Annotated in this window: 23 protein-coding genes and 1 pseudogene; 9 read left to right on the forward strand and 15 right to left on the reverse strand. The window is 58.9% G+C overall.

All coding sequences use genetic code 11. The features are described 5' to 3' along the window. Window positions 1-40: 40 nt before the first annotated feature. The 5 genes and pseudogenes from ACSBLW_RS00180 to ACSBLW_RS00200 all read right to left on the reverse strand — a co-directional run. A complete protein-coding gene (locus ACSBLW_RS00180; RefSeq protein WP_435258242.1) occupies window positions 41-1,636 on the reverse strand; it encodes an ABC transporter substrate-binding protein in 1,596 nt (531 codons plus the stop codon). 425 nt (window positions 1,637-2,061) lie between these two features. After that, the gene (hypE, locus tag ACSBLW_RS00185; RefSeq protein ID WP_435258243.1) at window positions 2,062-3,084 is read right to left on the reverse strand and encodes a hydrogenase expression/formation protein HypE; all 1,023 of its coding nucleotides are present in this window, start codon (window positions 3,082-3,084) and stop codon (window positions 2,062-2,064) included. Next, complete coding sequence (hypD, locus tag ACSBLW_RS00190) at window positions 3,081-4,217, reverse strand: hydrogenase formation protein HypD (RefSeq protein WP_435258244.1); 1,137 nt, start codon at window positions 4,215-4,217, stop codon at window positions 3,081-3,083. The genes hypE and hypD overlap by 4 nt, the downstream gene beginning before the upstream one ends. Further along, the gene (gene hybG / locus ACSBLW_RS00195) at window positions 4,214-4,495 is read right to left on the reverse strand and encodes a hydrogenase maturation factor HybG (protein WP_435258245.1); all 282 of its coding nucleotides are present in this window, start codon (window positions 4,493-4,495) and stop codon (window positions 4,214-4,216) included. Before hybG ends, hypD begins: the two co-directional genes overlap by 4 nt. Before the next feature lie 3 nt (window positions 4,496-4,498). After that, window positions 4,499-4,945: pseudogene (locus ACSBLW_RS00200) on the reverse strand (helix-turn-helix domain-containing protein); the annotation flags it as partial. 72 nt (window positions 4,946-5,017) lie between these two features. Here ACSBLW_RS00200 and ACSBLW_RS00205 point away from each other — a divergent pair. Genes ACSBLW_RS00205 through ACSBLW_RS00215 form a run of 3 tightly spaced genes read left to right on the forward strand, consistent with a single transcriptional unit; the run spans window position 5,018 to window position 7,321 of the window. After that, window positions 5,018-5,344 (forward strand): TOBE domain-containing protein, encoded by a 327-nt coding sequence (locus ACSBLW_RS00205; RefSeq protein ID WP_435258246.1) that lies wholly within the window; start codon window positions 5,018-5,020, stop codon window positions 5,342-5,344. Window positions 5,345-5,354: 10 nt separating this feature from the next. Next, window positions 5,355-6,632, forward strand: coding sequence for an MGH1-like glycoside hydrolase domain-containing protein (locus ACSBLW_RS00210; protein ID WP_435258247.1), 1,278 nt, complete (start codon window positions 5,355-5,357; stop codon window positions 6,630-6,632). Continuing rightward, window positions 6,629-7,321, forward strand: coding sequence for a D-lyxose/D-mannose family sugar isomerase (locus ACSBLW_RS00215; protein ID WP_435258248.1), 693 nt, complete (start codon window positions 6,629-6,631; stop codon window positions 7,319-7,321). Before ACSBLW_RS00210 ends, ACSBLW_RS00215 begins: the two co-directional genes overlap by 4 nt. Window positions 7,322-7,330: 9 nt before the next feature. Here the strand turns inward: ACSBLW_RS00215 and ACSBLW_RS00220 are convergent, their stop codons facing one another. From ACSBLW_RS00220 to ACSBLW_RS00250, 7 genes are all read right to left on the reverse strand, one after another. After that, on the reverse strand, window positions 7,331-8,683 hold the full coding sequence (locus ACSBLW_RS00220; RefSeq protein WP_435258249.1) for an FGGY-family carbohydrate kinase: 1,353 nt from the start codon (window positions 8,681-8,683) through the stop codon (window positions 7,331-7,333). Next, window positions 8,680-8,994 carry an L-rhamnose mutarotase gene (rhaM, locus tag ACSBLW_RS00225; RefSeq protein ID WP_435258250.1) on the reverse strand — a complete coding sequence of 105 codons (315 nt, stop codon included), beginning with the start codon at window positions 8,992-8,994 and terminating at the stop codon, window positions 8,680-8,682. Before rhaM ends, ACSBLW_RS00220 begins: the two co-directional genes overlap by 4 nt. Beyond that, window positions 8,994-9,974, reverse strand: a complete 981-nt coding sequence (locus ACSBLW_RS00230) for an ABC transporter permease (protein WP_435258251.1) — start codon at window positions 9,972-9,974, stop codon at window positions 8,994-8,996. Before ACSBLW_RS00230 ends, rhaM begins: the two co-directional genes overlap by 1 nt. Continuing rightward, on the reverse strand, window positions 9,971-10,936 hold the full coding sequence (locus ACSBLW_RS00235; protein ID WP_435258252.1) for an ABC transporter permease: 966 nt from the start codon (window positions 10,934-10,936) through the stop codon (window positions 9,971-9,973). Before ACSBLW_RS00235 ends, ACSBLW_RS00230 begins: the two co-directional genes overlap by 4 nt. Continuing rightward, complete coding sequence (locus ACSBLW_RS00240) at window positions 10,933-12,429, reverse strand: sugar ABC transporter ATP-binding protein (protein WP_435258253.1); 1,497 nt, start codon at window positions 12,427-12,429, stop codon at window positions 10,933-10,935. Before ACSBLW_RS00240 ends, ACSBLW_RS00235 begins: the two co-directional genes overlap by 4 nt. A gap of 64 nt (window positions 12,430-12,493) precedes the next feature. After that, window positions 12,494-13,486, reverse strand: a complete 993-nt coding sequence (gene rhaS, locus ACSBLW_RS00245) for a rhamnose ABC transporter substrate-binding protein (protein WP_435258254.1) — start codon at window positions 13,484-13,486, stop codon at window positions 12,494-12,496. Window positions 13,487-13,518: 32 nt separating this feature from the next. Beyond that, the gene (locus tag ACSBLW_RS00250) at window positions 13,519-14,331 is read right to left on the reverse strand and encodes a DeoR/GlpR family DNA-binding transcription regulator (RefSeq protein WP_435258255.1); all 813 of its coding nucleotides are present in this window, start codon (window positions 14,329-14,331) and stop codon (window positions 13,519-13,521) included. 165 nt (window positions 14,332-14,496) lie between these two features. Between ACSBLW_RS00250 and ACSBLW_RS00255 the strand changes: the two genes are divergently transcribed. Then, window positions 14,497-16,593 carry a bifunctional rhamnulose-1-phosphate aldolase/short-chain dehydrogenase gene (locus ACSBLW_RS00255; RefSeq protein WP_435258256.1) on the forward strand — a complete coding sequence of 699 codons (2,097 nt, stop codon included), beginning with the start codon at window positions 14,497-14,499 and terminating at the stop codon, window positions 16,591-16,593. A 25-nt stretch (window positions 16,594-16,618) separates the two neighbouring features. Then, window positions 16,619-17,863 (forward strand): L-rhamnose isomerase, encoded by a 1,245-nt coding sequence (locus tag ACSBLW_RS00260; RefSeq protein WP_435258257.1) that lies wholly within the window; start codon window positions 16,619-16,621, stop codon window positions 17,861-17,863. A 10-nt stretch (window positions 17,864-17,873) separates the two neighbouring features. Here the strand turns inward: ACSBLW_RS00260 and bhcR are convergent, their stop codons facing one another. Beyond that, window positions 17,874-18,692, reverse strand: coding sequence for an HTH-type transcriptional regulator BhcR (bhcR, locus tag ACSBLW_RS00265; protein WP_435258258.1), 819 nt, complete (start codon window positions 18,690-18,692; stop codon window positions 17,874-17,876). 176 nt (window positions 18,693-18,868) lie between these two features. Here bhcR and bhcA point away from each other — a divergent pair, with 176 nt between their 5' ends. From bhcA to bhcD, 4 genes are all read left to right on the forward strand, one after another. Further along, window positions 18,869-20,059, forward strand: coding sequence for an L-aspartate--glyoxylate aminotransferase BhcA (bhcA, locus tag ACSBLW_RS00270; protein WP_435258259.1), 1,191 nt, complete (start codon window positions 18,869-18,871; stop codon window positions 20,057-20,059). 69 nt (window positions 20,060-20,128) lie between these two features. Then, window positions 20,129-21,100, forward strand: a complete 972-nt coding sequence (bhcB, locus tag ACSBLW_RS00275; RefSeq protein WP_435258260.1) for a beta-hydroxyaspartate dehydratase BhcB — start codon at window positions 20,129-20,131, stop codon at window positions 21,098-21,100. 4 nt (window positions 21,101-21,104) lie between these two features. Then, window positions 21,105-22,268: a 3-hydroxy-D-aspartate aldolase BhcC gene (gene bhcC / locus ACSBLW_RS00280; protein ID WP_435259993.1), complete on the forward strand. Its 1,164-nt coding sequence runs from the start codon at window positions 21,105-21,107 to the stop codon at window positions 22,266-22,268. A 164-nt stretch (window positions 22,269-22,432) separates the two neighbouring features. Next, a complete protein-coding gene (bhcD, locus tag ACSBLW_RS00285; RefSeq protein ID WP_435258261.1) occupies window positions 22,433-23,392 on the forward strand; it encodes an iminosuccinate reductase BhcD in 960 nt (319 codons plus the stop codon). Here bhcD and ACSBLW_RS00290 read toward each other — a convergent pair whose 3' ends face one another. Then, window positions 23,393-23,893, reverse strand: a complete 501-nt coding sequence (locus ACSBLW_RS00290; RefSeq protein WP_435258262.1) for a gluconokinase — start codon at window positions 23,891-23,893, stop codon at window positions 23,393-23,395. Further along, complete coding sequence (locus tag ACSBLW_RS00295) at window positions 23,890-24,645, reverse strand: SDR family oxidoreductase (protein ID WP_435258263.1); 756 nt, start codon at window positions 24,643-24,645, stop codon at window positions 23,890-23,892. The genes ACSBLW_RS00290 and ACSBLW_RS00295 overlap by 4 nt, the downstream gene beginning before the upstream one ends. Window positions 24,646-24,678: the final 33 nt, after the last annotated feature.

The following is a 24,678-nucleotide window of genomic DNA, read 5'->3' on the forward strand; positions in this document are numbered from 1 at the left end:
GTGCCGCCGCCCGCCGATCACAGCGCGCGGCGGCTGGTCCTTACTTTGTCACAAGCCAGTAAACGACCGAGTCGGTCGCGCCGCCGGTGTAGAAGTTCTGCACATTGTTGCGCAGACCGGTCTGGCTCTTTTGCTGGAACATCAGAACGAAGGCCGAGCTGTCACGATGCTTGCGCTGGATTTCTTCGTACATCGCCTTGCGCTTATCGCCGTCTTTTTCAACGACCGCTGCTTCGGTCATCGGGCCCAGCTCTGCCGGATCCCACGCGGTACGCCACGCAAGGAAGCCAGTTGCACCGGCCTCATCGCTGTTGTCAGGGTTCATGGCAAAGGTTGAGGCGTTGGTATGAGGGTCAGGATAGTCCGGGCCCCAGGTTTGCAGGGTGATGTCATGCTGACGTGCGCGATACTTGCCCAGCACGGTCTTGCCATCGCCCACGTCGAGCGTGACGTTGATGCCGATCTGGCCAAAGGTGTTCTGGATCGACTGGGCGATATCCATGCGTTCCTGATCATTGCGGACAGTCAGCCCCACTTCCAGCGGCAAGGTCACACCGGATTCGGCAAGAAGCGCTTTCGCCTTTTCGACGTCCAGGCTGTAGGGATTGTCGGTCAACGCCCCAAGGAAACCTTCGGGCAGGAAGGCCTGGTGCACGCCCCACTGGCCCTTCAGGATCGTATCGGTCATGCCCTGATAATCGACAGCCCAACGCATCGCCTCAAGCACCTTGGGGTTCGCGAGTTCGGCCTTTTTCTGGTTCATGGCCAGGTAATAAACCTGCCCGCCGACGTCATCCTGAATGCGGACATCGGCATTTCCTGTCAGCCCGTCGACATCCGTCGGGGTCAGGCCACGGGCCACGTCAATATCGCCCTTTTCCAACAGAAGACGCTGCGTCGCCGGTTCCGGGATGTGGCGCATGAAGATGTTTTTCAGCGTTGCATCCCCGCGCCAGTGACCCGAGCGCGCCTCAAGAATATAGCCTTCATTCGGCTTGTAGGACTTCAGGACATAGGCTCCTGTCCCGGCTGAATTGGACTTCAGCCATTCATTGCCCATGTCGCCATTGGCTTCATTTGCCATCACGGTCGTCATGTCGACGATATTGGCGACGCCTGCGGTCAGGCAGTTATAGACGAAGGTTGGCGCATAAGCCTTGTCGGTTTTCAGGACCATCGTGTCACCCTCAACGGTGATCATCTGATCAACGTTTTCAGGGGTGAAACCGAACTGGGTCAGGATAAAGGCGGGAGTCTTGTTCAGCTTGACCACACGGCGCAAGGACCCTGCTGCATCTTCGGCGGTCAGCGGATTCCCGGACGAGAATGTCACGCCCGATTTGATCTTGAAACGGTAGGTGACGCCGTCATCGTCGACAGACCAGCTTTCGGCCAAGCCGGGAACCAACTCGCCGGGTTTCAGCGGATCAAGCTCGACCAGAGTGTCATAGAGGTTGTTGTTCAGATCGACGCCCGAGAATTCAAAGGCTTCGTGCGGGTCGATCGACACAATGTCGTCAATCGCATCGGCAACCACCAATGTGTCTGCGGGTGTTGCAGCAAAAAGGGCAGCAGGCGCACTGCACGCCAAAAGGGCTGCCAAAGCAATTCTTGGCAATTGGGTCGTCATATTCATCAAAGATACTCCCGGTTGTGTTGGAATTTTTGTGCAGCTTATCCCAGAACCGCGATCTGAAAAGAAAAAAGTTGATCACTTGGTCAAGTTATGTGCGCAGACCAAAATGCGCACAAGAAACTTGCGTCTTGCCAGAGAAGCCGCCGATTTTGAGACGGTGATGTGTCACGTCATCTCAACCCCAGTCTCCCGGCGTGGCCGGGCCTTTGGGGCGGTCGCTTTAAGGAACAACTGACCCAAAGCCCCAAGCCCTGTGCATCTGTGCAAAAGCGGAAAGCCCGGTTCAAACCGCGACCCAAGAGCGGGGGGCTGTCTGCCCCCCTTCGGGATTTCGCAGGCGAAATCCCTGCCCCCCGAGGATATTTTGGGACAGAAAAGGAAGAGAGGCGCTTTCCTTTTGCCGACCCGACCCTTCACCCCGAAGGTCAGCAGATGCGGGGAAGCTGTTCGCCCACAAGCATGTCGACGATCCGGCTGCCGCCAAAAGCCGTTCGCAGCGTCACACGGCCGGGTTGGCCCCTGCGGGCGCGGCCTATGACTTTCGCGCCTTCGCCTTCGGGCAGGGAGCGCATGGCGGCAAGGGCCGCTTCGGCCTGATCTTCCGGGCAAAACAGGACCAGCCGCCCTTCATTCGCCAGATAAAGCGGGTCCAGCCCAAGGATTTCACAAACGCCCACCACCTCGGTTCTCAGCGGCAGAAGGGTTTCTTCAATCTCGATCGACAGGCCCGCAGCCTCGGCCATTTCGTTCAACGCCGAGGCCAGGCCCCCGCGCGTGCAATCGCGGGCCGCCGAGATGCTGGGGGCCGCCGCCAAGGCCGCTTGCATCAGATGGCCAAGGCCCGCGCAATCTGACGAAAGGTCCGTCGACAGAGCAAGATCGCCCCGTGCCGCCAGAATGGCCGCGCCGTGATCGCCCAGGACGCCATTGACGATGGCCACATCGCCCTCTTGGATACGTGCGGCCCCGATCTCCAGCTCTGCAGGGATGACCCCGATCCCCGAGGTGGTGATGAACACGCCATCGCCCTTGCCGCGTTCCACGACTTTCGTGTCTCCGGTGACGATCCGTACACCCGCAAGTTCGGCCTCATGCGCCATCGTCGAGACGATCCGGCGCAAAAGCGCAATCTCGCAGCCTTCCTCGATCACAAAGGCCGCGGACAACCACAGGGGGCGTGCCCCACCGACAGCCAGATCATTAACCGTGCCGCAAACCGCCAGCTTGCCGATATCGCCGCCCGGAAATTCCAAGGGCGTCATCACGAAACTGTCGGTGGTAAAGGCCAGACGCGCACCGGGTTCGCGCAGCGCCTCGCTCATCAGGCGGGCTTGGTCTTCCGATCCCGGCGGCTGAAAGACGCTGGTAAAGACCTCGTCAATCAGGTCGCGCATCGCCTTGCCGCCGCCACCATGGGCCATGGTCACATGGGTGTCGCGCAGGGTCATTCCGCGGCCACCCTTGCGCCGGCATATTGCCAATAGGCGGCGCAGGCCCCTTCGGATGACACCATCAAGGCCCCCAAGGGCATTTCCGGCGTGCATCCCTTGCCGAATTGCGGGCATTGGGTGGGTTTCATTTTGCCCGTCATCACCGAGCCACAGGCGCAGCCTTCGATTTCAGGAACATTGCGCGTGCCTGCCGCGTAGCCGATGCCGAATTTCTCCTCGGCATCGAAGGCTGCGTATTTTGCGCGGATCCGAAGGCCCGAGGCGTCAATCTCGCCCAAGCCGCGCCATTCGAAACTGGGCCGGCGTTCATAGACATCGGCAATCGCCGCAAGGGAGACCGCGTTGCCATGTTCGGGCACCACGCGGGCATATTGGTTTTCCACCGCGGCTCGGCCATCAGCGATCTGGGTCAGCACCATCAGCACCGATTGCAAAAGGTCGGTCGGTTCAAACCCGGCCACAACAAGCGGCTTGTGGTAATCCTCTGCAATGAAATCATAGGGATGTGTGCCGATGACCATGCTGACATGGCCCGGCCCGATGAACCCGTCCAGCACCATATCGGGGTCATCCAGCAGCGCCTTGATCGGTTCTGGCACCGTGATGTGGTTGCAAAAGACGCTGAAATTCTTCAGCTCCTCTCGCGCCGCCTGCTGGATCGAGAGCGCGGTCGAGGGCGTTGTGGTTTCAAAGCCAAGGCCGAAGAACACCACCTCGCAGCCCGGATTGCGCCGTGCCAGTTCCAGCGCGTCCAAGGGCGAGTAGACCATGCGGATATCTGCCCCGGCCGATTTCGCCTGCATCAGCGATTTCTTGTGGCCCGGCACCCGCATCGCATCGCCAAAGGTGGTAAAGATCACCCCCGGCCGTTCGGCGATTTCCACGCATTCATCCACCCGCGCCATCGGCAAGACGCAGACCGGGCAGCCGGGGCCATGGATGAATTCCACGCCCTCATGGATCAGCCTGTCCAAGCCATAGCGAAAAATCGAATGGGTGTGGCCGCCGCAAATCTCCATGATATGCACGGGTTTTTCGCGGGTGGCCTCGATCTCATCGGCCTTGGCCGCAATCGCCGCCAAAAGCGAACGCGCGGCAACCGGGTCGCGGAATTCGGATGCGAATTTCATTGCAGGGCCTCCTGAGACAAAGCCATCTGTTCCAGCGTTTCTTGCGCCTCACCCAGATCGCGCAGGGCCTGAAGTGTCTTTTCGGCCTCGTCCTCGTCGATCAGCGACATGGCGAAACCGACATGGATCAGCGCCCATTGGCCGACCAGATCCTCGGGTGTCTCGCCACAGATGCAGGCGATGTTTACCTCGCGCCGCACGCCCGAGACCTCGGCCATGGCCATCTGGCGGCCTGCATCGGTGATGGCCGTGATCCGGCCGGGAATGCCTAGGCACATGGGTTAAGCCTCCTCTTCTTCATGGTTGCGCCCCGAAGGGTCGGCAATGCCGTAACGGTCCAGCTTGGCCCGCAGGCCCACCCGCGAAAGGCCCAGTTCCGCGGCCGCGCGCGACTTGTTCCAGCGATGCCGGGTCAAGGTCTCGCGCAGGATGCGCATTTCGATCAGGTCGGTCCGATCTTTCAGCGTGCCGCTGGCGGTCAGCGCAGCCTCACCCGTGGGGTCGCAGCCCATGACATAGGGCGCGGCCTGCAAGATCGGGCGCGAGATCAGTTCGGCCCCCAGCATCGGGACTTGGGCAAAGACCAACATCCGGGTGACCTCGTTCTGCAATTCCTGCAAATTCCCCGGCCAATCCCAGTTTTCCAGAAACTCCAAAGCCTCGGGCGTAAAGCCATGCGCGGCCTTGCCGACCGGATCAGCGTGATGAACCAAGGCAAGATCGTGCAGGCGGCTTCGCCGATCGAGGTTTACCGCAACCCGGCAGCCGAATTCGTGGCGGGTTTCATTGGCAATCCGCCGATGAATTTCCTGCCCGCAGAGCCCAAGGGCGGTGGCAAATGGTCGGTTGCAGGACAGACCGTGAATGGCCCAACCTGGTCTGCGCCGCTGAAATTCGCGATCCGCCCCGAAGATGTGCGCCCCGGTGACCATGGGCTTCCGGCGACGGTTCGTCTGGTGGAGCCACTTGGGGCGCATCTGCTGGTCACATGCGACATCGGAGGCACCATGTTCCGTGCCGTTCTGGACAGCGATTTGACCCTGAAACCGGGCGACAGCCTGACTTTGACCCCACAAGAGGACCGCCTGCGCTGGTTCGACCCCGCCACCAGTTTGGCTGTTGCCTGAGGAGAGCAATATGAGACAAGATTTGATCAATCAGGCCGTCGCTGTGATCCGAACCAATGACAGGGGAGCCTACACGGTGCCGACCCAAGGGCTTTATCCATTCCAATGGAATTGGGACAGCGCCTTGGTGTCCCTTGGCATGTCCCATTTCGACGAAAACCGCGCTCTCACCGAAATCGAAACGCTGCTTGCCCATCAGTGGGAAGACGGAATGGTGCCTCATATCATCTTTCACCAGCATGATTACGGCTACTTTCCGGGGCCCGAGGTTTGGAACACCGGGCGAAAGGTGCCGACATCAGGCATTACCCAGCCGGCCGTTGCGGGATTTGCATTGAAACGCCTGATGGATCGCTCATCGCGGCCAGATGCACTGAAGGCGCGCGCTGTGGTTTCGCTACGCAAGATCCATGCGTGGCACGAATGGTTCTTCCGCACCCGTGACCCAGAGGGAACGGGTCTGGTCGCGATCATCCATCCTTGGGAATCCGGGCGGGACAATTCGGTGGATTGGGACGACGCCTTTACGCGAGTGCCTACCGACGGAGTGGCGCCTTTCAAGCGCCGGGATACCAGCCATGCCAATCCCGCGCATCGTCCGACGGACGAGCAATACAAACGCTATATTTATCTCGTGCAACTGTTCCGGTCCTTGGGTTGGGACAATGCGAAACTACATGATGCGTCGCCCTTCCGGGTCGTTGATCCGGGGTTCAACGCCATTCTCTTGCGGTCTTGCTCGGATCTGGCCGCCTTGGCCCGCGACTTGGGTGAGGCTGCCATCGCCGAACAGTCACAGGCTTTTGCCAACCGTGGCATCGCAGCGATGGAGACATTGTGGGATAAGGAGCTTGGGCAATATTTCTGCTACGACCGGGTCGCCAATCGCCTGATCGAAAGCCCCTCTGTCGGCGGCTTATTGGCTGCCTTCTGCGCGGTGCCTCCAACAAGAGCCAAAGCCATTGCCGCGCGAATTGCCGACATCGCAAACCATTGCCGTTTTCTTGTGCCCAGCCATGACCCCAGAAGCCCTGACTTTGATGGCACCCGCTATTGGCGTGGCCCGGTCTGGCTGGTCGTGAATTACATGATCGCAGATGGTCTGTTTGCCGCTGGCGAAACCACGATTGCGGCAAGGATCGAAGCAGATAGTATTCGCCTGATCGAAGAAAGTGGTTTTGCTGAATACTACGATCCCATCACGGCAGAGCCCTGTGGCGGCGGCAGCTTTACCTGGACTGCTGCAATGGTGATTGAAATGCTGAGTTCGGGTAAGATCGCCGCATGAAACGCTCGACCATCAATGCAATTATGGCAGAGGCGCAAGAGATGATCTTGCGCTACGGCTTTGTTTTACCCCCTTTTGCGGATTGGACCCCGGACGAATTCCGGAAGCGGGCGAAAGCAGCCGAGCATATTGTCGGTTCTCGCTGTGGATGGGACATCACCGATTTCGGTGGGGGCAAGTTCGACCGCATGGGCCTGTTTCTTTTCACCCTGCGCAACGGGCTTTTGTCTGATCTGAAAAGCGGAGGCGGGATGTGCTATGCCGAAAAGCTGTTGATTTCGAAACAGGATCAACTGACGCCGATGCACACCCATGCCATCAAGGCCGAAGACATCATCAATCGCGGCGGCGCGACCTTGGTGGTTCAGCTTTATGGCTCTGACGACTTGGGGCGTTTCGCCGAAGACCGCGGCGGTGCCGTTTGGTGCGACGGTATCCGCCGTGATTATGCAGCCGGGGAAAAGTTGCGCCTTGCGCCCGGGGAAAGCGTTACCCTTCGTCCGGGGGATTGGCATGCCTTCTGGGGCGAGGGCGGGGATGTGCTGGTTGGCGAAGTTTCTACCGTCAACGATGACGAAACCGACAATATCTTCCGCGATCCGGTTGGCCGCTTTGCCACCGTTGAGGAAGATGTGGCTCCGACCCATTTGCTGGTTTCAGATTACGCAACTTGGCTTGAAAGCGTTTGACCTTGACCACTAGCGCTCATTTACGCGTTCTTGCCAAAGACGGGCATAGTCCAGATGCTGCGAAGAAGGCGGAACCCACAGTCGAGGGCTGGTCCGCGCAAGCTGACCCGCACAAAGCATGGCCGCGCCGATTGCCGTTCCGGTCCTTGCAGAAGAGGTCTGAACCTCACGCCCTGTCGCCGTTGCCAACATTTCAAGATACTGTCGGTTTTGGGCGAACGGTCCTTCGACTACGGCTGGACCTTCGGCACCGATATTCTTCAGGCACTCTGCCGTCATCAGCGCTAGATAATAGCCAAGTGCGGCTGCCAGTTCTCCGTCGCTGGCTGGCGGCGAGGTCCATTCATGTTTCAGGTCCGGAAACGGTCCGCAATCTGACACAACCGATGGCATCAGCATCACCCGTTTCGTAAGAACCGCTGCTTCATCTTCATCTGAACAGGTCAAAGTGCGACCAGCACTGATCAGGGCGTATTCCCGCCCTCCCATGAAACGCGCCGAGGGGACAGACGAACCGAAAGCATCGACATTGATCAGAGTATCACGCGATGGGTCAAGATTTTCCGCCCGGCCGCCGATCGCCATCGAAATAACCCAAGTTCCCGTTGAAACAACGGAAAACGGCCGAGGCTGGTTGCGAAGATGCGGCAGCAGAGAGGCATTTGAATCGTGAATGCCGACGTAGACCGGCACAGTGCCCAAGCCCAACTCTCTTTGGCAGTCAGGTCTCAGGGTACCCAGAAGGTCCGTCGCTTTGCGCGGTGGTGCCATCGCTGATGCGATCCCCAGCTTGGACACAAGCGTTGACCACTGGCCGTTATGGGGGTTCCAAAGATCGGTATGGCACCCCAAGGAAGAAAGATCACAGGCCAGATTGCCGGTAAGCAGATATCCCCAATATTGCGGCCAAGTGACTACGCAAGAAAGCCTGCCGCGCAGCGATGCGTCCGTGGCCAACATGTAATGCAATTGCGCCCCAAGGTTCAGCCCCATGGGCAAGGAAGGGCTTCCTGTTTCGGCGAACGCTGGCCGGATGGCGTCATAGTCCCGGCGAAGAAGATCGGGGCCCGTGAACTCATAATCCAATACAGGCGCAGCCAGATTGCCGGCACCGTCCAGCAAGGCCGCGCAGGCACCGTGCGTTGTAACGGAAATTGCGTCAATCGAATGGGAAAGCGCCAGTTTGCGTAACCCTTTGAAAAGGAAATCCCGTTGAGCAGGAACATCGAAATGCGGCCAAGGTCCGGTCGCATCTACGCGATTGGGCGCCGTTTCAACCGCGATTTCGGATAGCGTCTCAAGATCGACCAAAGCCACCTTGAGATTGGTCTTGCCAATGTCCAGAACGGCGACTTTGGTCATGGCATGTGAAAGACCGGAACCAGCGGCAAGGCGACCGGTTCGTTGTTCGCATGGGTTTCCATGATATCTGCCATATGCGCCCACCAACGCTTCATGACCGGATGGTTGGGAAGCGCCGTCATGCCGTGATCTTCGGGACGCCACAGAACTCCGAACAGAATATTGGTCTCGGGGTCGAGATGAATGGAGTAATCTTTGACGCCGGCATCTTGCAAAAGCGTCACAAGCTCCGGCCAGATCTCGTCATGGCGCTTGCGGTATTCTGCTTCCATGCCGGGGTTCAGCCGCATCTTGAAGGCGTATTTCTCCATCATTTCCTCCGCAACAGGCGTGGCAATGCGATGACCCCAATCAAGAGCACACCCAAAAAGATGCTCATCACGATACCCGGCACGTTCAACAGGCCAAAGCCAAAGGTCACCATGCCCATGATCAGCGCGGCAAGCACGACACCAGGAATGCTGCCGGAACCCCCTAGGATATTCACACCGCCAAGAACGACCATCGTCACCACTTCCAACTCCCATCCCGTCGCAATGGATGGTCGGGTCGAGCCAAGGCGAGACGTCAGGCAAACGGCGGCAAGACCGCTCATGATGCCTGTCAGAAGGAACAGGATAAACCTTACGCGCTGGACGCGGATACCCGAAAACTGCGCGGCGGTGGCGTTGTTGCCAATGGCAAAGACGGCCCGCCCAAAGGTGCTGCGATGCAAGATCGCCCAATAGAGCAGGGCGCAGATGGCGAATAGGACCAGTTCGAACGAGATCACCCACCAGACATAACCCTGCCCGAAATAAGCGAAATCAGACGGGTATCCGGTAAAGGCCTTGTCACCCAGCACGATGAAAGCGATGCCGCGAAAAATGCTCATCGTGCCGATCGTGACAACGATCGAGGGTAGGCCAAGTCCAGCCACCAGAAACCCGTTCACAGCGCCACAGATCAGCCCCGTAAGAAGGCCAACCAAAACGATCACCGGCACAGCAGCGCCAGCGGTCATTGCCATGCCCATGGCCGTTGAAGCCAAAGCGATGATGGACGCGACCGACAGGTCAATCTCGCCCGCGATAATCAGCATGGCCATGGCAAAGGCGATCAGGGCCTTTTCCGTGAAGTTGAAGGTCGCGTCGGACAGGTTCCAAGCGTTGAGAAAATACGGGGACAGAAAGCTGTTCAGGATAAAGACCGCGATGAACACGGCCACTAGAATGGCTTCCCAGCTTTTCAAAGCGCGCGAAGCTGAAGAATGCAGCCGATCTGGAATTTGCCGGGATGAAGCAACGGTCATTGGTTAGCCTCGCGCAGAATGATGCGGCCTTTCGGGCGTGATTGGGCGGCGTTGAACACCACGGCCAGAATGATGGCGCTGCCCGAGATCGCCATTTGCCAGAAAGGAGAAATTCCAACGACTGGCAGGGCGTTCTTGATGACGCCAAGAAAAAGCGCGCCAAGTATCGCGCCCCAGATGCTGCCAGCCCCGCCGGCGATTGCGATGCCCCCAATCACACAGGCTGCCACCACATCCAATTCAAACCCACCAGCAATATCGACATAAGCCACGGCATAGCGTGCAACCCAAAGATATCCGGTCAAACCGGCCAGCATCCCCGAAAAGACAAAGGCCATGAATTGCGTGCGACCTACGTCTATTCCGGCATAAACGGCTGCATGCGGGTTGCCGCCGACGGCAAAGAAGGATCGACCAAGGGCGGTACGGCCAAGAACGACCGCAAAGATCAGGATCACGCCAACGGCGACCCAACTCATGACAGGAAGTCCAAGCAGAATGGTTCGCGGCAGCGCCTTGAAACCATCCGTCATCTCATGCGCGTTCACCCATTTCCCGGCGGTCATCAAAAAGATGACGCCACGGAAAATGGTCATCGTGCCAAGCGTCACGACGATGGACGGGATGCCGACTTTCCAGATCAGCAGTCCGTTCACAGCCCCAAGCGCCGCACCCATCGCCAGAACAGTCAGAAGGACCATGGGGAGCGGGACGCCAGCGCCGTTCATCAGGGCGGCAACCATTCCGGTCAGGGCCAGATTGGCGGCAACCGACAGGTCGATACATTTGGTCAGGATGACCATCATCTGGCCAACCGCCAAGATCATCAGTGGCGCGGTATCGTTGAAAACATTGGCCAAATTTCCGGGTCTGATGAAGGCAGGAAAACGCAGGGCGATCACGCCCATTGTGACCAAGATGGCAAGCCCAAGCAGTGCCTCGCGGTTTTTCAGAACTTTCATGCTGCCACCGCCAGTCCGGCTGCGGCCCGGACCAAGGTTTCCGGGGTCATCCGTTCACCGCTGACTTCATCGACAATACGGCCCTCGCGCATCACTATGACACGATCCGACATCCCAAGAACCTCGGGGATTTCGGAACTGACCATCAGGATCGACAAGCCCTGCGCAGCCAGCTCTGCCATGAAAGAGTGCACAGCGGCCTTTGACCCGATGTCGATGCCCTTGGTCGGCTCGTCCAGAATGATCACGCGCGGTTTCGTGGCCAGCCACTTGGCAATGACCACTTTTTGCTGGTTGCCACCAGACAAAAGCCCGACGTCCTGATCCAAGGCCGCCGCACGCAGATCAAGCCGTGAGGTATATTCGCGGGCAAGCGCGAATTCTTCTGCCATCTGCAAGAACCCCCGACTGCTGACGGCACCCAGACTGGGCAGCGTGACGTTCTGAAAGATTGGCAAGCCCTTGACCGCACCTTGCCGCCCCCGGTCCTCGGGCACATAGACGATCCCGGCATTGACAGCTTCGGCTGTGGAGCGGATCACCCGCACTTGGTCATCAATTCGGATTGCGCCTTTCGACGGCTGCGTAATGCCGAACAGTGCCTGCATGACTTCGGACCGACCGGCCCCAACCAACCCATAAAAGCCAAGGATCTCTCCGCGATGCAGGGTAAATCCGATATCGGCGAATTCTGTAGGGTGGCTGTAGCCTGCAAGGGTCAGAACCGGCGCTCCGATGTTGTGGTCCCGGGCGGGGAAGATCTGATCGACCGAGCGGCCCACCATCATGGTTACAAGCTCGGCCTCGCTGGTTTCGGACATCGCGCCCTCGGCTACGAATTGACCATCACGGAACACAGTAAAGCGGTCGGCAATGCGAAAAATTTCGTCGAACTTGTGCGAGATGAAAAGGATGGCCTTCCCCTGCGCCTTCAGCGTTTCGACCAGTTCGTAAAGCTCATGAATTTCTTTATGTGACAGGGCCGCAGTGGGTTCATCAAGTATGACGACCCGTGCCTCAATCGACAAGGCGCGCGCAATTGCGACCATGTGCCGAGAGGCGATGCCCAATTCGCCTAGCTTTTGATCCGGGTTCAACTTGGCGCCAATTTCGGTCAACAGGCGCATCGCGCCTTCGCGCATCGCTGCCCGGTCGATCAGTCCAAATCGGCCGCGTGGCGCGTGGCCCAGCCAAATGTTTTCTGCGACCGAAAGTTCATCAAATAGCACCGTTTCTTGGTGGATCGCGGTGACGCCGGCTTGCGAGGCCGCATCAGCGTTGGCGAAATGGACCGCGCTTCCGTCCAGTTCAACTGTCCCGCCATCAGGCTGGTATATACCCGTCAGCACCTTGACGATGGTAGATTTTCCGGCCCCATTTTCGCCGATCAACGCCGTGACCTGACCGGGATAAAGATCAAGTTGCACTTCTGACAGCGCCTTGACCCCCGGAAATGACTTGGAAATGCCGCGCAGGCGCAGGACAGGTTGCATCTTCATCTCGATCTGGAAAGAGAAATCCCCGGGCAGGGGAGCAATCCGCCCGGGGGACGTCTGCTCAGAAAATCGACTTAAACTGGTCGATGTTCGAGGAATCGTAGGTGAACGGATCCGACATTGCGGCCTCGTTGCCGTCGTCAAGCGTTGCGTTGCCCATGCGGCCCATGCCGATGGAAGCGCCTGCCTCTGCCTTGGCGTTGCCCTTGACGAGGTTGTAGGAAATCATCGTTGCAGCATAACCAAGGTCGATCGGGTTCCAGATCGCGAAGGATTTGGTCGCGCCCGAAGCAACGGCGCCGGCCATTTCCGACGGAAGTCCAAGGCCGGTGACGTTGATCTCGCCAATCTTGCCAGCGTCGGTGATGGCCTGCGAAGCCGCAAGGATACCAACCGTGGTCGGCGCGATGATGGCCTTCAGGTCGGGATAGGTTGCCATCAGGCCTTGCGCTTCGCGATAAGACTTGTCTGCAAGGTCATCGCCATAAACGGTGGCAACAAGGTTGATGCCTGCATAGTTCGGCAGAACTTTCTTGGCCTCTTCGATCCAGATGTTCTGGTTGGTGGCGGTGGCCGAGGCCGACAGTATGGCGACGTCACCGCCTTCAGGCAGGTGGTCAGCGGCCAGCTTGATGATCGTGTTGCCGATCAGCGCGTTTGATGACGGGTTCAGGTGCATCGCCCGGCCTTCTTTGGCCACGCCCGAATCCCACGAAATCACGGTAATGCCGCGATCCATCGCCTTTTGCAGGGTCGGAACCAGAGCGTCCTTGTCATTGGCCGAAACCGCAATGGCGTTGACGCCCTGTGCGATCAGGCTGTTGATCACTTCGATCTGGCCCTCTGCCGTGGTATCCGTTGGGCCGGTGTAGATGATTTCCACATCGCCCAGTTCTGCAGCGGCCTCTTCAGCGCCTTTTGCGGCCGCTTCAAAGAAGCCGATCCCAAGCGCTTTGACCACCAGAGCGATTTTCACATTTTCCGCGGCAGCGGTTTGCGCCATCAGCGCGGTGGCCACCGCAGCAGTGGCCAGTGCCTTCTTCAGAATGCTCATATTTTCCTCCCATAGAGCCGTTCTTTTCCGCTTCAGGCTTGGCCCAAGCGGTCTTCCCTTCTGTCCGCAGCGCCGACACGCGCCACGATCAGCCTGACCTCTGCTGCCTCCAACATGGCAGCATCGCGGTCGGTGATGCCTTCGTCTGTAATCACGGTGTGTATGCGCTTCAGCGGGCAAAGAAGCAGGCTGGAGCGCGCCGCGAACTTGGTGCTGTCGGCCAGAACCACGAGCTCCTCGGCCTGGCCAATCAGTTTCTGTTCGGCTTGCGCCAAAAGCGGGTCACCCTCCATCAGGCCCAACGAGCTTAGTCCGCGGCAGCCCATGAACATGCGGCGAGCCGAGAAGTGACGGCTTCCGTCTTCGTCAAAGGGTGAAAGGATGATGTTTTGCTCGCGGTAAATCGCGCCTGCGGGCAAGAGCACCGTGTTCTTCGAATGCTTCAGCAGATGTTCGGCAATCGGAAAGCTGTTGGTGAAAACCTGACAGCGTTTTGCAGACAGGAGATGCACCATCTGAAAGGTCGTTGTGCCGCCGTTCACGATAATCGGCTCGCCATCTTCGACCATCTCAACGGCCGCTCGGGCAATCGCTCGCTTCTCGGCCAGTCGGATGCCCTCATTCACGCTGAAGGGGCGGGCGTTGATCCCCACGAATTGCGGCGGCGCAATTGACTCCGCCCCTCCACGCACCCGACGCAGTTTCTTTTGCACATGAAGTGCTGCGATGTCGCGGCGGATCGTGGCCTCAGATGCGCCGGTCAGCGTTACAAGGTCGGCCACCGTTACCACGGGCCGTCCTTCAATCGCCGACAGAATGATCCGGTGCCGTTCACTTTCGTGCATATCGCTCTCCCTTGCCTGCGACGTTTTCACCCAATTCGATCACTGTCAATCATTTTCGATCAATTATTGCAATTCTGCAGTGCAGCATGATTGAAAATGATTGTTTGTGATTGACTTTCGCATGTTCCTCGGCACAGTTGGCGCAATGGACGAGGGAGGAACACCATGACCGCAACGGGAAACCGTCTGGAAAACCTGTGGGATGACGCCCGTGCGAGTGGCATGAGCGAGTCGGAGAAATTGCTTTACCGCTCGAATCTGCTTGGCTCGGACAAGCGCGTGACGAATTTCGGCGGCGGTAACACCTCGGCCAAAGTGATGGAGCGGGATCCGCTCACTGGCCAGTTGGTCGAAGTGCTGTGGGTCAAGGGCTCGGGCGGGGACATCGGCTCGATGAAGATGGATGGCTTCTCGACCCTTTACATGGACAAGCTGCACGCCCTGAAAGGCATGTATCGGGGTGTTGCCCATGAAGATGAAATGGTGGGTTACCTGCCGCATTGCACGTTCAATCTGAACCCGCGCGCAGCCAGCATCGACACCCCCCTTCACGCCTATGTTCCGCGCAAGCATGTCGATCACGTCCACTCCGATGCGATTATTGCGATCGCCGCTTCGGTCAATTCCAGGGCGCTGACTGCCGAGATTTTCGGCAATGAAATCGGTTGGTTGCCTTGGAAGAAGCCGGGCTATGAGCTTGGCCTGTGGCTGGAAAAACTTGCAAAAGAAAATCCGCAGATGCGGGGGGCGGTTCTGGAAGGCCACGGTCTTTTTACCTGGGCTGACGACGCCAAAGATTGCTATCTGACTACGCTGGAAATCATCAACAAGGCATCGGATTGGCTGGCGGCGAAATCTGCTGCAAAGTCAGCATTTGGCGGTCAAAAGCTGCCGGCCTTGCCAGCCGATCAGCGCCGTGATGTCGCGTCGCGCCTGATGCCGCTGATCCGTGGCCTGATCTCGAAAGATCGCCACAAGGTTGGACATTTCGATGACAGCCCTGCAGTACTGGAATTTGTCGGTTCGCATCAGATGAACGAATTGGCCCCGTTGGGCACGTCTTGCCCTGACCACTTTCTGCGGACGAAAATTCGGCCGTTGGTGGTTGCCTTTGATCCGACTGCACCCGATCTGGACCAAACCGCCGAGGGCTTGCCCGATGCAATAGCCGCCTATCGCGCCGACTATGCAGCCTATTATGACCGCTGCAAACACCCTGACAGCCCGGCGCTGCGTGATCCGAATGCGGTCGTCTATCTTGTGCCGGGCGTCGGGATGATCACCTTTGCGCTTGACAAGGCCACCGCGCGGATCGCTGGTGAGTTTTATATCAACGCCATCAACGTGATGCGTGGGGCCAACACGGTTTCCACCTATCAGGGTCTGCCAGAACAAGAGGCATTCGACATCGAATACTGGCTGTTGGAAGAGGCCAAGCTGCAACGCATGCCGAAGCCCAAGTCTTTGGCGGGCCGCGTTGCTTTGGTTACGGGTGGGGCAGGGGGAATCGGTTCCTCGACGGCTGATCGGCTGCTGGCCGAAGGGGCCTGTGTCATGCTGGCCGATATCGACGAGACGGCGCTTTCCGCTGCTGCCGACGGCCTAGCAGCCCGGCATGGGCGCGACGTGGTTCGGCGTGTTGTAATGGATGTGACCAAGGAATCAGCTGTGGCCGAGGCATTTGCCGCGATTTCGGTAGAATTTGGCGGCCTTGATATTCTGGTTTCGAATGCAGGTATCGCAAGTTCTGCAGCAGTTGAGGATACTTCGCTCGCGCTGTGGAACCGGAACATGGATATTCTGTCGACCGGCTATTTCCTTGTGAGTCGCGATGCCTTTAGGCTGATGCGTGGGCAAGGCATTGGCGGCGCCGTGATCTTTGTCGCGTCAAAGAATGGTTTGGCCGCCAGCCCGAATGCCAGCGCATATTGCACTGCCAAAGCGGCCGAGATTCACCTTGCCCGCTGCCTTGCCCTAGAGGGGGCAGAGGCAGGAATCAGGGTCAATGTGGTGAACCCCGATGCTGTCTTGCGCGGATCAAAGATCTGGTCTGGCGAGTGGCTGGACCAGCGCGCAGCGACCTACAAGACCGATAAGGAAGGCCTTGAAGAAATGTACCGCCAGCGGTCGTTGTTGAAGCGCTCGGTTCTGCCGGAAGACATTGCCGAAGGCGTTTACTTCTTTGCCAGCGACCTTTCGGCCAAATCAACGGGCAATATCCTGAACGTCGACGCTGGAAACAAAGAAGCCTTCACGCGCTGAAGCACGCAAGAAAGGGGGGGCGTTCATGTCCAAGAGTTTCGATCAGGCCAAGGCGCAATTTGCAGATTGGCAAGTGGATGCCGAGGCAGCCCTTGCCGCGCTATCGGCAATTTCCATCTCGGTCCATTGCTGGCAAGGCGATGATGTGGGCGGTTTTGAGCGTAAGTCCGGCACTTCGGGCGGCGGCATTCAGGCCACTGGTAACCATCCAGGTCGTGCGCGCACCCCCGAAGAACTGCGCGCGGATCTCGATTTCGCCTTTTCACGCATTCCGGGCCGGCATCGTCTTAACCTTCATGCCTTTTACATGGATACGGACGAGTCACCCGACCGTGACCAGATCGAATATCGCCATTTCCGTCCTTGGGTAGAATGGGCGCGGGATCGGGGCCTTGGTCTTGATTTCAACCCCACCTTTTTTGCCCATGCCAAGGCGGACGATAACCTAACCTTGGCTCATCCCGATGCGGGGATCCGCGATTTTTGGATCGAACACGGCGCCCGCACGCGGGACATTGCGGCACAGATCGGGGCCGAACTGGGCAGCCAATGCGTGAACAACATCTGGGTTCCAGATGGGTTCAAGGATATCCCGGTTGATCGAATGGCCGCGCGGGAACGCCTGTGGCAGTCGCTTGACCGGATGATGGCCAAGCCGCAAGTCCGGGCGCAGATGCTGGATGCGGTGGAATCCAAGCTGTTTGGCATCGGGGTCGAGGCCTGCACCGTGGGCAGTCACGAGTTCTATCTGGGCTATGCCGCAAAGAAGGATGTGGCTTTGTGTCTGGACATGGGCCATTTCCACCCCACTGAAAACGTGGCGGACAAGCTTTCTTCTGTATCGTTGGCCGTGCAAGATATTCTGCTTCATGTCTCGCGCCCGATGCGGTGGGACAGCGACCATGTGATCTTGATGAATGATGATGTCATGGCCATGGCGCAGGAACTGGTTTTCTCCGGTCTTTTGCCGCGCACCAAGATTGGCCTCGATTACTTTGATGCCACTATCAGCCGGACAACCGCTTGGGTGATCGGCGTCCGCAATATGCAAAAGGCGCTGTTGCGGGCACTGTTGTTGCCTCAGTCCCGATTAAAAGAGATCGAGCGCAAGATGGACAACACTGCCCGCCTGATCCTGGCCGAAGAGGCGCGCGATCTGCCCTTTGCGGCGGTTTGGGCCGAATTCTGCGCGCGCGCTGATGCGCCGACGGGTCTTTCCCTGATGAAAGATCTGGAAACCTATCAGGCGAAGGTTGCAGGGCGGGGCTAAGCCCCGCCTTTCACTCCGGCTGCGTCCCGCCAATCGCCTCGGTCACATGCCGGGCTGCCGCGGTGACCAAGCCGCCAATCCGCGCCGATTGCGAAATGTCCATTCGGAACACCGGACCCGAGATAGAGATGCCTGCTATAGGCTCTCCGTGAACGTTGAAAATGGGGGCTGCAATGCAGCGCATCCCCTCTGCGCGCTCTTGCTCGTCGATGGAATATCCGCGCGCCCGAATAAGGGCCAAATCTTCCATCAACGACCGCTCTGACTGGTGGCTGTGGCGCGTGTACGAGGTCAGGCCCTGCCGTGTTAGAATACCTTTCACCTTACCCGGATCAAACCACGCAAGCAGCGCCTTGCCGATCCCGGAAACATGCATGGGCGACCGCGTTCCCGGCGGGAAAAAGGCACGGATCGCCTCATGCGTTTCCACCTGAGACAGGAACAGCACCTGATCCTGTGTCTCGATCCCCAGATTGGCGGTTTCGCCCGTGTCGCGCATCAACTGGTCCATCGCCTGCCTTGCGCGTTCAACGACCTTTGTACGCCGCAAGAAGGCAGATCCCGTTTTGAATGCGCCGGGACCGATGTGCCAAAGCTGACCCGGCTCTTCGCATTCCACCATGCCCCGCCCCTGCAAGGTGACAAGCGCGCGATAGACGGTGGCCACCGCTTGCCCGCTTTCGCCGGCCAGCTCTGACAGCGTCAGCCCCGGTTGAGCCGCAATGGTTTCCAACAGTCCCAAAGCCCGATCCAGGGCCTGAATCGTGTTCTGTTCGGTCTTGTCGTGAAAGGCCTTGGGGCGTCCTCTGGGACGAACTGTCTCTGCCATGTCGCGACCTCTTTTCTTGCCCGATTGCGGTGCTTGATTTCAGGTGAAAAACATCAAACGTTTGAAATAAATGGATTTAAACTATTTTTTCAAACAGTGAAAAAGTTTTTCGAAAAAATAGGAGACTGTCAAGCTCCTTGCTATGGTCAGCCCATCCAGATCGGAGGAGGCCGACCATGTCTTATCAGAACCCCGTTTTCATTCCGGGACCAACCAATATGCCCGAGGTCGTCCGTAAGGCCTGTGACATGCCAACGATCGACCATCGCAGCCCGGCTTTCGCGCGGATGTTTCAGCCTGCCGTGGCCGGAGTGCGCCGGGTTCTGAAGATGGAGGCGGGTGAAGTGATCTTGCTGCCGTCCACCGGAACCGGCGGGTGGGAGGCCGCGATCAGCAACACTCTTTCCCCGGGTGATACCGTTCTGGCCGCGCGTTTTGGCATGTTCAGCCATCGCTGGATCGACATGTGCCAGCGTCACGGGTTGAATGTGCAGATCATCGAAACCCCTTGGGGGCAGGGCGCGCCGCTTGACCAAATTGAGGCCGCGTTGCGCGCCGACAGGTCTGGCAAGATCAAGGCCGTTCTGGCCACCCATAACGAAACGGCAACTGGCGTGCGGTCGGACATTGCAGGCATCCGCAAGGCGATGGATGCAGCGGACCATAGCGCGCAGTTGTTCGTGGACGGCGTGTCCTCGATTGCGTCCATGCCGTTTGAATTTAGCCATTGGGGCGTGGATATCGCTGTCGCAGGAAGTCAAAAGGGCTTCATGCTGCCTGCTGGTCTGGCCATTCTGGGCGTTTCCCCCAAGGCACTTACGGCGATGGAAACGGCAAAGCTGCCGCGCACCTTTTTTGATTTCCGTGATATGCTGAACTCCTATGCTGCGGGCGGCTATCCCTATACGCCCGCTGTGGGGCTTATCTCGGGCTTGGCCAAGGCGATTGAGTTGCTGGAGGGCGAGGGGTTGGAGGCGGTTTATGCCCGCCATCACCGCCTTGCCGAAGGCGTTCGCCGTGCCGTTCTGGCTTGGGGTATGTCGCCTTGCGCGGCATCGCCTGACCTCTATTCGGACACGATCACCGCAGTCGTCGTGCCAAAAGGCTGCAACGGGACCGACCTGGTAAAACTGGCGGCCGAGAAATACGGCGTGGCCTTTGGGGTTGGTCTTGGAGAGGTCGCGGGCAAGGTCTTTCGGATCGGCCATCTGGGCATGCTGACCGATGTGATGGTTCTGGCGGGTCTGGCCACGGCCGAGATGTGCATGGCCGATCTGGGCTGGCCGATAAAACTGGGCTCTGGCGTGGCCGCGGCGCAAGAGTACTACCGAGGTTCCACGGGCCAGATGGCGATGGCCGCAGAATGAACGCCGAAGAAGGCCGGGGGCCAGCCCCCGGACCCCCGGGATATTTAAAGACAGAAAATGAGGCCCAAAATGAAGGACCTGATACCGATGTATGTGCCAACATTCGATGACGTGCTGGCTGCGCATGACCGAATTCGCCCTTATGTCCATCGCACGCCTGTTCTGACCTCGACCTATTTCAATGAACTGACCGGGGCGGAATTGTTCTTCAAATGCGAGAACTTTCAAAAGGCCGGCGCTTTCAAGGTGCGCGGCGCGTCGAATGCGGTTTTTGGCCTGAGTGAAGATCAGGCAAAGCTGGGGGTTTGCACCCATTCCAGCGGAAATCATGCGCTGTCGCTGTCTTATGCGGCGGGCCGGCGTGGTATTCCTTGCAATGTTGTCATGCCGCGCACGGCGCCGCAGGCGAAAAAGGATGCGGTGCGGGGCTATGGCGGCGTGATTACCGAATGCGAGCCTTCGACCTCATCGCGCGAAGCCGTTTTTGCCGAAGTTCAAGCCCGAACCGGCGGCGAATTCGTGCATCCCTATAACGATCCGCGTGTGATTGCGGGGCAGGCCACATGCTCCCGCGAGATGCTGGAACAGGTTGACGGCTTGGACGCGATCATCGCGCCGATTGGTGGGGGAGGGATGATTTCGGGTACTTGCCTGACGATTTCCTCGATTGCGCCACACGTTAAGATTTTTGCTGCCGAGCCGCAAAATGCCGATGATGCCTATCGCAGTTTCAAGGCCGGACACATCATTGCCGATGATGCACCAGATACCGTTGCAGATGGGTTAAAGGTGCCGTTGAAAGATTTGACGTGGCATTTCGTGAAAAACCACGTGACCGATGTTCTGACGGCGACCGAAGATGAAATCATTGATGCAATGAAGCTGACGTGGAAGCGCATGAAGATCGTGATGGAGCCGAGTTGTGCCGTGCCCTTGGCGACGATCTTGAAAAACAAGGAAATTTTCCGAGGCCGCCGTGTCGGTGTGGTGATCACCGGGGGCAATGTGGATCTGGACAACCTGCCGTGGATGAAGGGCTAAGATGATGAATTCGCATGTGAAACTTGATGGTCTTGAAGTCGGCTATGACATTCCCGCGCTGCCCGGCATGGCCGAGGCCGAGATCCAGACCCCCTGCCTGGTGCTGGATCTGGATGCTTTAGAGCGCAATATCAAGAAGATGGGCGATTATGCCCGAGCGCATGGGATGCGGCACCGGGTGCATGGCAAGATGCACAAGTCGGTGGATGTGGCGCTGTTGCAGGAACGGTTGGGCGGGTCCTGTGGCGTGTGTTGCCAGAAGGTGAGCGAGGCCGAGGTCTTTGCCCGGGGCGGGATCAAGGATGTGCTGGTGTCGAACCAAGTGCGCGATCCGGCAAAGATTGACCGTTTGGCCCGTATCCCGAAATTTGGCGCAAGAACAATTGTTTGCGTGGATGATCTGGCCAATGTCGCCGATCTTTCGGCGGCGGCGCAAAAGCACGGAACGACGATTGAATGCCTTGTGGAAATTGACTGTGGGGCAGGGCGTTGCGGGGTCAAGTCGGCTGAAGAAGCGCTGGAGATCGCAAAAGAAATCTCTGCGTCAGTGGGGCTGAAATTTGCGGGCATTCAGGCCTATCAGGGTGCGATGCAGCACATGGACAATTATGAAGATCGCAAGGCTAAAATCGACCTTGCGGTGGCGCAGGTGAAAGAGGCGGTCGATCTGCTGGCGGCCAATGGTCTGACTTGCGACATCGTTGGCGGCGGTGGCACCGGAAGCTATTATTTCGAAAGCACTTCAGGGGTTTACAACGAACTTCAATGCGGCTCTTACGCCTTTATGGATGCCGATTACGGGCGCATTCTGGACAAAGATGGCAAGCGGATTGACCAGGGGGAATGGGAGAACGCCCTGTTCATCCTGACCTCTGTCATGAGCCATGTGAAGGAGGACCGCGCCATTGTGGATGCGGGGCTGAAGGCGCAGTCGGTGGATAGTGGTCTGCCGGTAGTCTATGGGCGGACGGATGTGAAATACATCAAATGCTCGGACGAGCACGGCGTTGTGGAAGACCCGGATAACGTTCTGAAAGTGAACGATAAACTGAAGCTTGTTCCGGGCCATTGCGACCCGACTTGCAACGTTCACGATTGGTATGTGGGCCTGCGCGGCGGCAAGGTGGAGGTCGTCTGGCCGGTCTCGGCCCGTGGCAAAGCGTACTGAGCGCTCGCTGCTTTTACCCTAGCAAAGGACAGGGAAAAACAGGCTTTTTCCCTGTCTGCCATTTGTACACCCCCTGTACACCCCCCGTGCAGACAGGCGTCGCATCGGGTCGGTCCTGAAACAGGGTTAACACGACCGGGCGACAAGGCCCGAAAGGAGTGCCGATGCTGATCGTTCCCGAGGCGCTGATTGCCGATCTGGTCTCTGCCGAAGATGCCTTTACCGCCGTCGAGGCGACCTTTGCCGCAATGTCGAAGAAGGATGCATATAACTTTCCGGTGGTGCGCGAGGCGCTGGGCGAGGGGCGGCAATACGGGTTCAAATCCGGGTTGGACCGGGCCGGCGCGGTTCTGGGCGTGAAGGCTGGGGGTTATTTCCCCGGCAATGCAGCAAAGGGTATGATCAACCACCAGTCCAGCGTCTTTCTGTTCGATCCGGATACCGGGCGGCCTCAGGCGATGGTGGGGGGCAATTTGCTGACGGCTTTGCGCACGGCGGCGGCAAGCGCGATTTCGATTGATCGCTTGGCGCGGGGGGATGCGCGGGTACTGGGCATGGTTGGGGCCGGGCATCAGGCCACGTTCCAATTGCGGGCAGCGGCACGGGTGCGGAAGTTCGAGAAAGTGATCGCGTGGAACCTGCACCCCGAGATGTTGCCAAAGCTGGGGGCGATTGCGGCGGAGTTGGGACTGCCGTTTGAAGCGGTCGATTTGCCGGGAATGATTGAGGCGGATGTGATTGTGACGATTACGTCCTCTCCGGCTGCCAGCCTGATGGCCGCGCATGTGCGCCCGGGCGCCCATCTGGCCTGTATGGGCACCGATACCGTTGGCAAGCAGGAGGTCGAGGCGGCTCTGGTCGCCAAGGCGCGGGTTTTTACGGACGAGGTTGCGCAATCGGTGACAATTGGCGAGGCGCAGCACGCGATCAAGGCCGGGTTGATTGCAGCGGATCAGATCACGCCGATTGGCGATGTGATCACCGGACGCGCGGCAGGTCGCAAGAGTGCAGACGAGATCACGCTGTTTGACGGAACCGGGGTTGGCTTGCAGGATCTGGCGGTGGCCAGCCGTGCAGTTGAGCGCGCCCGTGAGCGGGGCGTGGGGCAAAGCGTGACGGTTTGATCACCCGGCGGGGCGGTCGTTCAGCCAGGTCACAATGGCCTCGACGACCGTTGACAAGGGCTGGTCGCTGTTCAGCGACAGGGCCTCATCTGCCGAAGGTGGTTCCAGCGCGTCTAGCTGGCTGTCGAGGAGGGAAACCGGCATGTAGTGGCCCCGCCGTGCCGCCATGCGGGCCGCAAGGGTGGCCTTGTCGCCCGTCAGGTGGACAAAGGCCACCGGGCCACCAGCCCCGGCGCGGATCCGATCTCGATAGCGCAGGCGCAGGGCGGAACAGCCGACAATGACCGGCGCCGTTGTCGCCAAGACCTGAGCGACCCTGTCCAGCCAAGGCCAGCGGTCGTCATCCGTCAGCGGAATGCTGGAGCGCATCTTTTCGATATTCGTCTGCGGATGCAGCTCGTCCGCATCCTGATAGCGGATGCCAAGGCGCTGGCCGAGGGCCGTGCCGACGGTGGATTTGCCGCAACCCGCCACGCCCATGATGACAATGCGTAGGGTCATAGCGAGGCCGTAATGCCGCCGTCGACGTAAAGGATATGACCGTTGACGAAACTGGCGGCATCCGAGGCAAGGAAGATGCAGGCGCCCTGCAATTCCTCGACGCGGCCCCAGCGGCCCGCGGGGGTGCGCTTTTCAAGCCAAGCCGAAAAGGTTTCGTCGGCCACCAAGGCGGCGTTCAGGGGCGTGTCGAAATAGCCCGGCGCGATGGCGTTGCAGTTCAGGCCGTGTTTGGCCCAATCGGTGGCCATGCCCTTGGTCAGGTTGCCAACAGCGCCCTTGGTGGCGGTATAGGGGGCAATCGAGGGACGGGCGAGGGCGGTTTGCACCGAAGCGATGTTGATGATCTTGCCGCGGCCACGGGCGATCATGTGGCGGGCACAGGCTTGGCCGACATGGAAGACGCTGGCGATATTGGTTTGCAGCAGGCGGTCAAAGGCTTCGGCGGGAAAATCCTCAAGCGGGGCGCGGTGCTGCATTCCGGCATTGTTGACCAGAATGTCGATCGGGTTGCCTGCGGCCTCGAAGTCATCGACCGCGCGGCGGACGGCTTGATGGTCGGTTGCGTCAAAGGCCAGCGTCTGGGCGCCGGGGATTTTCGCGGCGGCCTCGGCCAGTTTTGCGGCGTCACGGCCATTCAGCACCACTTGCGCGCCGGCAGCGGCAAGGCCTTGGGCAAGGGCAAAGCCGATCCCCTGCGATGAGCCGGTGATCAGGGCGCGACGCCCGGTCAAATCGAACAGCGGAAATGCCACCGGTCTGGTCTCCTTGCTTTGCGCTCGACAAGT

The sequence above is a fragment of the Thioclava sp. FR2 genome (genome assembly GCF_051200875.1).
In the GTDB taxonomy this organism is placed as follows: domain Bacteria; phylum Pseudomonadota; class Alphaproteobacteria; order Rhodobacterales; family Rhodobacteraceae; genus Pseudotabrizicola.

Excerpts from the sequence above, each read along its gene's own strand:
- ACSBLW_RS00250 (WP_435258255.1), bottom strand. The coding sequence starts at position 14,331 with ATGCACGAAAGTGAACGGCACCGGATCATTCTGTCGGCGATTGAAGGA.
- hypD (WP_435258244.1), bottom strand. The coding sequence starts at position 4,217 with ATGAAATTCGCATCCGAATTCCGCGACCCGGTTGCCGCGCGTTCGCTT.
- bhcR (WP_435258258.1), bottom strand. The coding sequence starts at position 18,692 with ATGGCAGAGACAGTTCGTCCCAGAGGACGCCCCAAGGCCTTTCACGAC.
- rhaM (WP_435258250.1), bottom strand. The coding sequence starts at position 8,994 with ATGGAGAAATACGCCTTCAAGATGCGGCTGAACCCCGGCATGGAAGCA.
- bhcA (WP_435258259.1), top strand. The coding sequence starts at position 18,869 with ATGTCTTATCAGAACCCCGTTTTCATTCCGGGACCAACCAATATGCCC.
- ACSBLW_RS00255 (WP_435258256.1), top strand. The coding sequence starts at position 14,497 with ATGACCGCAACGGGAAACCGTCTGGAAAACCTGTGGGATGACGCCCGT.
- bhcC (WP_435259993.1), top strand. The coding sequence starts at position 21,105 with ATGAATTCGCATGTGAAACTTGATGGTCTTGAAGTCGGCTATGACATT.
- ACSBLW_RS00180 (WP_435258242.1), bottom strand. The coding sequence starts at position 1,636 with ATGAATATGACGACCCAATTGCCAAGAATTGCTTTGGCAGCCCTTTTG.
- ACSBLW_RS00220 (WP_435258249.1), bottom strand. The coding sequence starts at position 8,683 with ATGACCAAAGTCGCCGTTCTGGACATTGGCAAGACCAATCTCAAGGTG.
- ACSBLW_RS00290 (WP_435258262.1), bottom strand. The coding sequence starts at position 23,893 with ATGACCCTACGCATTGTCATCATGGGCGTGGCGGGTTGCGGCAAATCC.
- hypE (WP_435258243.1), bottom strand. The coding sequence starts at position 3,084 with ATGACCCTGCGCGACACCCATGTGACCATGGCCCATGGTGGCGGCGGC.
- ACSBLW_RS00210 (WP_435258247.1), top strand. The coding sequence starts at position 5,355 with ATGAGACAAGATTTGATCAATCAGGCCGTCGCTGTGATCCGAACCAAT.
- ACSBLW_RS00240 (WP_435258253.1), bottom strand. The coding sequence starts at position 12,429 with ATGCAACCTGTCCTGCGCCTGCGCGGCATTTCCAAGTCATTTCCGGGG.
- bhcD (WP_435258261.1), top strand. The coding sequence starts at position 22,433 with ATGCTGATCGTTCCCGAGGCGCTGATTGCCGATCTGGTCTCTGCCGAA.
- bhcB (WP_435258260.1), top strand. The coding sequence starts at position 20,129 with ATGAAGGACCTGATACCGATGTATGTGCCAACATTCGATGACGTGCTG.
- ACSBLW_RS00205 (WP_435258246.1), top strand. The coding sequence starts at position 5,018 with ATGAATTTCCTGCCCGCAGAGCCCAAGGGCGGTGGCAAATGGTCGGTT.
- rhaS (WP_435258254.1), bottom strand. The coding sequence starts at position 13,486 with ATGAGCATTCTGAAGAAGGCACTGGCCACTGCTGCGGTGGCCACCGCG.
- ACSBLW_RS00235 (WP_435258252.1), bottom strand. The coding sequence starts at position 10,936 with ATGAAAGTTCTGAAAAACCGCGAGGCACTGCTTGGGCTTGCCATCTTG.
- hybG (WP_435258245.1), bottom strand. The coding sequence starts at position 4,495 with ATGTGCCTAGGCATTCCCGGCCGGATCACGGCCATCACCGATGCAGGC.
- ACSBLW_RS00215 (WP_435258248.1), top strand. The coding sequence starts at position 6,629 with ATGAAACGCTCGACCATCAATGCAATTATGGCAGAGGCGCAAGAGATG.
- ACSBLW_RS00230 (WP_435258251.1), bottom strand. The coding sequence starts at position 9,974 with ATGACCGTTGCTTCATCCCGGCAAATTCCAGATCGGCTGCATTCTTCA.
- ACSBLW_RS00260 (WP_435258257.1), top strand. The coding sequence starts at position 16,619 with ATGTCCAAGAGTTTCGATCAGGCCAAGGCGCAATTTGCAGATTGGCAA.